This is a genomic window from Mycobacterium sp., assembly GCF_046095365.1.
Taxonomy (GTDB): domain Bacteria; phylum Actinomycetota; class Actinomycetes; order Mycobacteriales; family Mycobacteriaceae; genus Mycobacterium.
The window spans coordinates 19,423-27,006 of record NZ_JBJTJF010000048.1 but is presented as its reverse complement, the minus strand read 5'-3'; the positions used below and the strand labels follow the sequence as shown (position 1 = coordinate 27,006).

The 7,584-nt window shown below is 69.7% G+C and carries 5 protein-coding genes; 3 read left to right on the top strand and 2 right to left on the bottom strand.

The genetic code is table 11. The annotated features are described in order from the left end of the window. Positions 1-2,624, top strand: a 2,624-nt coding sequence (locus ACKOQ4_RS03360; RefSeq protein ID WP_526288802.1) for an HAD-IC family P-type ATPase, incomplete at its 5' end; no start/stop codon positions are given. Positions 2,625-2,678: 54 nt separating this feature from the next. Beyond that, positions 2,679-3,059, top strand: coding sequence for a hypothetical protein (locus ACKOQ4_RS03355; RefSeq protein WP_526288800.1), 381 nt, complete (start codon positions 2,679-2,681; stop codon positions 3,057-3,059). A 13-nt stretch (positions 3,060-3,072) separates the two neighbouring features. Here the strand turns inward: ACKOQ4_RS03355 and phoU are convergent, their stop codons facing one another. Beyond that, complete coding sequence (phoU, locus tag ACKOQ4_RS03350; RefSeq protein WP_526288798.1) at positions 3,073-3,735, bottom strand: phosphate signaling complex protein PhoU; 663 nt, start codon at positions 3,733-3,735, stop codon at positions 3,073-3,075. A gap of 125 nt (positions 3,736-3,860) precedes the next feature. Here phoU and ACKOQ4_RS03345 point away from each other — a divergent pair, with 125 nt between their 5' ends. Further along, complete coding sequence (locus ACKOQ4_RS03345; RefSeq protein ID WP_526288796.1) at positions 3,861-4,793, top strand: hypothetical protein; 933 nt, start codon at positions 3,861-3,863, stop codon at positions 4,791-4,793. Positions 4,794-4,805: 12 nt separating this feature from the next. On the opposite strand, the gene ACKOQ4_RS03340 is transcribed toward ACKOQ4_RS03345, so the two are convergent. Further along, a complete protein-coding gene (locus ACKOQ4_RS03340; protein WP_526288794.1) occupies positions 4,806-7,580 on the bottom strand; it encodes a beta strand repeat-containing protein in 2,775 nt (924 codons plus the stop codon). Positions 7,581-7,584: the final 4 nt, after the last annotated feature.

Here is a 7,584-nt window from a genome sequence, read left to right as displayed (position 1 = left end):
ACGAAGTGCGGCGCCTGCTGCCCCGCCCGCCATCGCGATCCGCCCCACCCGAGGCCCGGCCTTCGGTTCTCCTCGCGCCGGCCCGATTCGCCCGGCGCGCGACGGCCCCCGCCTGGTCGCTGGCCGGCGATCTGGCCGGGCAGTTCCGGGGCAACCTCGCAGACCCGATCACCCCCATCCTGGCCACCGGCGCGGTGGCCAGTGCGCTGCTGGGCTCGCCGCTGGACGCCGCGCTCGTGGGCAGCGTGCTGGTGACCAACGCCGCACTGTCGGCTCAGCAGCAGTTGCATGCCGAGCGGACCCTGCGCCGGCTGCTGGCGGTGCAGGATCCTCCGGCCCGGCGCCGAGTCGGGCCGGTCGACGAACGCGTCTGCGAGGAGGTGCCGGCGACGGTGCTGCGCCCGGGCGACATCATCGAGATCCGGCCGGGTGAAGTGGTGCCCGCCGACGCGCGGCTTATCACCGCGGACAACATCGAGGTCGACGAGTCGCGGCTGACCGGCGAGTCCTTGCCCGTGTCAAAGCGGACCGATCCGACGCCGGGCGCCCCGCTGGCCGAACGGTCCTGCATGGTCTACGCCGGGTGCACGGTGGTCGCCGGGACCTGCGTCGCCGTGGTGACCGCAGTCGGCCGTGGCACCGAGGTGCAGCGCGCAATTGCCATGGCGCCCAGCACAACCAAGCGCATCGGCCTGCAGAGCCAGCTCACCAGGATCACCGGCCGCGCACTGCCCTGGAGTCTCGGCGGCGGCGCCCTCGTGGGAGTACTGAGCACCCTGCGGGGCGCGAAGCTCAGGGAAGCCGTCGGCAGCGCCGTCGCGGTCAGTGTCGCCGCCGTGCCCGAGGGCCTGCCGTTGGTGGCGACGCTGGCCCAGCTTGCCGCGGCACGCAAGCTCAGCGGCGCCCATGTGCTGATCCGCAACCCCAACTCGGTGGAGGCCCTGGCCCGCCTCAACGTGGTGTGCTTCGACAAGACCGGCACGCTCAGCGAGAACAGGCTCAAAGTCAAGCGTGTCCATCCGGCACCGGGCCGCAGCCGCGCGTCGGTCCTGCGGGCCGCGGCGCGCACACTGGCCGTCCACGACGGCCGCAGCGGCCACGCCACCGATGAGGCGATCCGGCAGGCGGCCGGAAATCCGCCGGCCGCCGACGCCTACCTGCCGTTCCAGTCCAACCGTCCGTTCGCGGCGTCGCTCACCGGTACCCGGCTGACCATCAAGGGTGCGCCGGAAGTACTCGCGGCGGCGTTCACCGCGGGTTCAGTCGACCTGTCTGCCACCGTGACCGCGCTCGCGGGCAGCGGACTGCGGGTGTTGGCCGTCGCCGAACGAACCCTCACCGCACGCCAGGCCGCCAAGGCCGTCGCCGACCCCGCGGACATGGAACGGCTCTGCCGGACCGGGCTCAAGCCGGTCGGTCTGCTCGGACTGGCCGACACTCCGCGGGACAGCGCCGCAGCGCTCCTGGACGAGCTCGCCGCACGGGGTATCGGGATACGGCTGGTCACCGGCGACCACCCGGTCACCGCCGCGGTGATCGCCCGCGAACTGGGTCTTCCGGTCACTGCGGACCAGGTGATCACCGGCACCGAATGGGAGTCGATGTCGGCCGACGACCGGGTGGCAGCCGTGACCGAGCGCCAGGTATTCGCGCGCATGTCACCGGAGCACAAGGTCGATATCGTCCAGACCCTCGAACGCGCCGGGCTGGTGACCGCGATGGTCGGCGACGGCGCCAACGACGCCGCGGCGATCCGCGCCGCCAGCGTCGGCATCGCGGTGGCCGCCGCCGGCAGCGACCCGGCGCGAACCGCCGCCGACATGCTGCTGCTCGACGGCCACATCGAGGCTCTGCTGGACGCTCTCGACGAGGGTGCGCAGCTGTGGCGGCGGGTGCAGTCGGCTGTGTCGGTCCTGTTGGGCGGCAACGCCGGCGAGGTCGCCTTCGCTCTGCTGACCGCGGTGCTCACCGGGCACTCGGTGCTCAACGCCCGGCAGATGCTGCTCGTCAACATGCTCACCGACGCGCTTCCGGCGGCCGCACTGGCGGTCAGCAGTCACGACGGAATCGGGACCCTGCAACGTGGGGAGGCCGCGATGGTGCGGGCGATCGCCGTCCGCGGCGCGGCGACCACGACCGGGGCCACCCTGGCCTGGCTGATGGGACGGCTGACCGGTCGGCGCCGTCGAGCGGCGACCATCGCCCTGATCGGTCTGGTGTGCACCCAACTGGCGCAGACCCTGACCGACTCGCGCAGTCCGCTGGTGGTCTCCACAGCGGTCGGGTCGCTGGCCGCCCTCGCCGTGGTGATCAGTACCCCGGGGCTCAGTCAGCTCTTCGGCTGCACACCGCTCGGCCCGCTGGGGTGGGGCCAGGCACTCACCGCCACCGCCGCGGCGTCGCTTCTGAGCATCTACGCCCCGGCAGTGGTGGAATATCTTGCGACGCTTCTGGGTACCCAGTCAGACGTGGACGACCATGACTCCTCAGTCGTGGACGACCATGACTCCGATCCGGACCAGGACGGCGTAGATCTCCCGAACGGCCGGCGTCAGCAGCCGGGCGCCGGCATCGACAAGAACCTTGGGTCCGGCGACACTGAGAACATCGGTCATAACCGCTAAGGATGGCCCGTCCCGGTCTCCGGCGCGCATCAGGGAAGTGAACAGGAAGCGAACATGTTTCTGAACAAAACCAAGGCCCTCCTCGGGGCCCACCGTGAGGCCTCCCAGCAGGTGGCCCGAGGCACGAAGTACTCGGTCGACCTGCCGATCGTGGGGCGGGTGCCGGTGCCGCCGCCCGAACAACTCGCGATCTACGCCGCGCTCGGCGGGCTGGCCGTACTCGAACTCGTCGACTGGCCGGTGGCCGTGGCGATGGGTGTCGGGTCGGCTCTGATTTCCCGCCACCTCTCCGAACTGGAATCCCGGGAGGAAGAGCTGGCCGAGGCGATCACACCGGCATCCGCATCAGAGACAATGGCGACGGAGACAACAGCGGCAAAACCCTCCGCTACAGAGCCCGCGAAAACGGCCTCCCGGGCGACCGTCGCCGAGTAACAGCGGTCGACGATTACGCGTACGTGTCGTAGTCGGTCGGCATGAGACCGGTCACCTGGAAGATGACCCGCCGGGCGACCTCCACCGCATGGTCGGCGAAACGCTCGTAGTAGCGACTCAGCAGGGTCACGTCCACCGCTGCCTCCACCCCGTACTTCCAGTCGCGGTTCATGATCACGCTGAACAGGTGGCGGTGCAGGTCGTTCATCGTCGCATCCTCGTCCTGAATGCCGCGCGCCGTGTCGGGGTCGCGCGAGACGATGACCTGTGAAGCCCGCGCGCCCAATTCGACTGCGATACGGCCCATCTCGGCGAAATACCCGTTCACCTGTTCGGGCAGCACATACCGGGGGTGACGACGCCGGGTGATCTTCGCGACGTGGACCGCGAGTGCCCCCATCCGCTCGACGTCTGCGACGATCTGGACGGATCCGACGATTGCGCGCAGATCTCTGGCCACCGGCGCATGCAAGGCCAGCAGGGCGAAACCCGCTTCCTCGGCCCGGGCGCTGGCTGCGGCGATCTGCTCGCGGTCGCCGATCACCTGCTCGGCAAGGACGAGATCAGCCTGCAGCAGTGCCTGCGTTGCGCGTTCCATAGCGATACCGGCCAGTCGGCACATCTCGGCCAGCTGGCTGGTCAGCGCGTCTAGCTGGGCGCCGTACGCCGTCCGCACCCCCTCATGGTAGGTCGCCGACGTGCGGGAACCGGCTGCCGGAAATTGAACGGCAGGTGAATGTCGCGCGCGTCCGCCGGCACCCCATTTGTTGTCGGGGGGCGCCCGTACCCTGAGGACAACCGATGACAGGGGGCTGTTTCGTGTCGGGTATCGAGTCGCTGCGCGCGCTGACGGGACGTGCCCGGCTGGCCCTGATCGCCGGAACCGCGCTGCTGCTGGGCGGGCTGGCAGAGGGATCCTGGATCACCACTCTCGCCGGACTCGGGCTGCTCGTCTGGGCGGGCTGGAAGGTCTCCACCGGCGGCAGGCCCACCGACGCGCCCTGGCCGATGCCGGCCGACTTCCGTGAACTGGTCGCCGGCATGGCCCGTCCGATCGACCCGACGCCCAAACGCGTGCTCCCGCCCGATGAGAAGTCGTCGATCATCGCCCACGTCGCCACCACCGAGGAGCAGTTGGCGCGTCTGATCGCCGACAGGCCGCCAGCCTGGCCGTGGGCGGTGTTCACCTCGGTTCTGGTGCAGCGCCGCAACGGCGTCCAAGCCCGGCTGCGGGCCTGCGCATCGGGTTATCAACCCCGCCCGGGGCTGGCCCCGCTGACCGGTCAGGCCTATTCGCGGACGGTCTACCAGGCGATGACCACCATCGCCGACCAGGTCGCCCAGCTCGAGAGTTTCATGCTCAGCCCGGCCTTCAAGGGGGCGTTCGGCGCCGACGAGGAGAGCGCCCACGCGCCGGCGATCGTGGCCGTCGCCGACCGCCTGATGGACTACCACGAGGCCTTCCTCCGCCAGGCCGAGGCCTGCCTTCAGACTCCGGTACTGCCCGAGGCGCGGGTGTTCGTCGCCGACGCCGGGACCTTCGCGCTGTGCCCGCTGGTCGGCTTCGAGCAGTTCATCCCGACGATGTGTGCCCGCATCGGCGACGCGCAGGACCTGCTGCCCTACGCCGACCCCGACTCCACCGTCGCGCTCGACGACGTCGTTCTGACCATTCCGATGCCCGACGGCCTCGCGGACCGGGTTTCGGCGCAGGCCAAGCGGTTCATCAGCTGATCTCGGGCAGCATCAGTTCGTCGTCAGCCCGAGGGCGAAGGTGGTGTTCACCTCGCCGGAGGCGTTGTTGGCGACGTCGTTGCGCCCCAGCGCGGAGCCGAAGCTCAGACCGGAGGCCAGGATTCCCCAGCCTCGATTACCCGAGATGATGTTCTTGCGGGTCGGGCTCAGCGCCCCGCCGCCGACGCTGATGCCGCGGGCACCGGCCAGGCGCACGCCGGTCGCGCCGTTGTCCGAGATCGTCGAGGACTCCACCGCCGCCTCGAGCCGCCCGGTGGCGTAGACACCGAATAGGCCGTTGTCGGCGATCACGTTCTCGTTCAACGGGAATCCGACCGTGATACCCCGCCCACCCGCCAGCACGACCCCGGAGGCGTTGTTGCCCGAGATCGTGCTGCCGAGCAGGCCAAGACCTTCGGCGCCGAGGAGCATGACGCCGTTGCCCCGGTTACCGACGACCTCGTTCATGTAGCGGAAGCCGGGGATGATCGCATCGCGCGGACCGCCGATCGTGATCTGTGACGTGCCGCTGCCCACCATGATCCCGCCACCCCGGTTGGGAATCTTCGCTGCGGTGTCGATCGTCACCCCGGTCCCGAGGCCGACGCGGGTGTTGAACACGGTGTTGTTGTTGGCCCGGCCCCTGATCACGATGCCGTAGCCCCTGTTCGCGCCCGAGTAGACGCTGAAACCGCCGTCGACCTCCTCCACCGAGGGCTGGAATCCGCCGATGGCGATCTGGTTGGCATTGCCTCCGATGAGGATGCCGTTGCCGAGGTTGGGTAGCGGCTGCTTGATGGTGTTGTCCGTGCCGACCGAGGTGTCGGTGACCTCCGCACCGTGCGCGTCGCCGAGGAAGGCGATGCCGTTGCCCCAGTTGCCGCCGATGAGACTGGTCCGGATCTTGTTCCAGGTGTACTCGTTGCCGATGTCGAAGCCGGGGTTGCTCGAGGTGACCAGGATACCGCCGGCCCGGTTCGGTTTGGCCGTCGTACCGAACGCCGCCTGGCCGACGAAGTTGTTGAATGACACGACACCGCCTGCGGTGTCGACGATCTCGATTCCGTAGCCGCGGTTGCCGCTCATCACGTTGCCCAGTGGGATCTCGCCGCCGGAGTCGACGTAGGTGGAGTCGCCCATGACCAGCATCCCGTCGCCGCGGTTGGCCACCACCGTGTTGTTGTCCGCACCCATGCCGAAGAAGTTGGCGTGGACGACGGTGTGGTCGGCGTTGTGCACCACCAGGCCGTTGCCGCGGTTGCCCGAGATCACGTTGTAGAACACGAACGGGTTCTGCAGCGACGTGGTGCCGACGAGACTGTTGTAGTCGGCGTTGACGATCGCCACCCCGTTGGCCCCGTTGCCCAGTGCAGCACTGCCAGACGCATTCGTGCCGATGAAGTTACCGCTGAGTTGGTTACCCGTCGCGCCATCGTCGATCAGAATGCCGTCGCTGCGATTGGCCGAGATCAGGTTGCCCTGCGGTGGGACGGCGAAATTTTCGTCGGTCGGGTCGTTGCCGCCGGTGCGCTCGCCGCCGATCAGGTTGTCGGCCGCGCCGGCGGTCAACTGGATTCCGACGCCCCGGTTGGGCTTGCACTTCGTGCCGGTCGCGTCGGTGCCGATGTAGTTGGCCTCCACGATGTTGCCGCTGCCGCCGGAGATGGTGATCCCGTTTCCGCGGTTTCCGCTGATCACGTTCGACAGCGCGAAAACGTAGTCCGCCCCGACCCCGATGAGGTTGTTGGCGGCGTTGGACGTCACCAGCACACCGTCGCCGCGGTTGGCCTCAACCCGTCTGCCGTCTCCCCAGATACCGATGTAGTTTCCGCTGAGGACCGTGTCGGAGGTGTCGATGGTGACTCCGGCGCCGGCGGCGTCGACCAGCGACAGGGACAGGATCTGCGAATCCGATGCACCCGCAACCAGTTTCAAGCCGTCGGTGTTCTGGAAGTCGACGCGGACCACCGGCGCCCCGGTGAAGCCCGGCGCGGTGGTCCCGTCGATCACCGCGCCGTCGGTGACTGCCGGCAGCGCGGTGGGGCCGACGCGGATGGTCCCGGCGACGGTGAAGGAGATCTCGTTCACACCGGCCGTTGCGTTGGCGTCGAGGATCGCCTGACGCAGCGAGCCCGCACCGGAATCGGCCAGCGTGCTGACGACGAAGGTCTGGCCATTCGAAACGGCGGAGGCCACCGGCCCGGTGGCCGCCGCGCCCACCGCCTGCTCCAGGCTCCGACGCACCATCAGCAACGCGCCGGACACGAAATCCGTGAGCGGACCACCCGGCAATCCGTTGAGTCGGTTCAGGCCGCTGTTGACGACGGTGAGGAGCGCGGTCCGCAGCGCGCCGACGCTGTGGGCGGCCACCTTGGCGGCCTCCGGGGCCGAATCCGATGCCGCCGCCGGCCGCGGAAGGGCGACCACCGCCGAAACGCTCGGCGCTGACGGCGGCATGGCCGCGGGCGCCGGTTCCCGGCCGGGCGTCGGTCCCGGCTTCTCGGGCACGGTGACCGCCGCCGCGGCGCGGCGAATGCCGTCCCTGCGCGGGGGCTGCGCCTGCCGATCGCGTGCAGAACTCCTCGCGGCCCCGGCGGAACGCGCCGCTGTAGGAGCCTTGGCCGCACGGCGCACGGCCGGCTTGGGTTTGGGCTTCTGCGCGCTCGCCCGTGGGCCGGCCGAGACGGCCGACCCGTCGGCGTCAGTGCTGTCAGCCATCGCGACGCCTTCGGCATGGGGGCCGGCCACCAGGAATCCCAGGGTGACCGCGGCGGCTGAGACCCGCATTCCG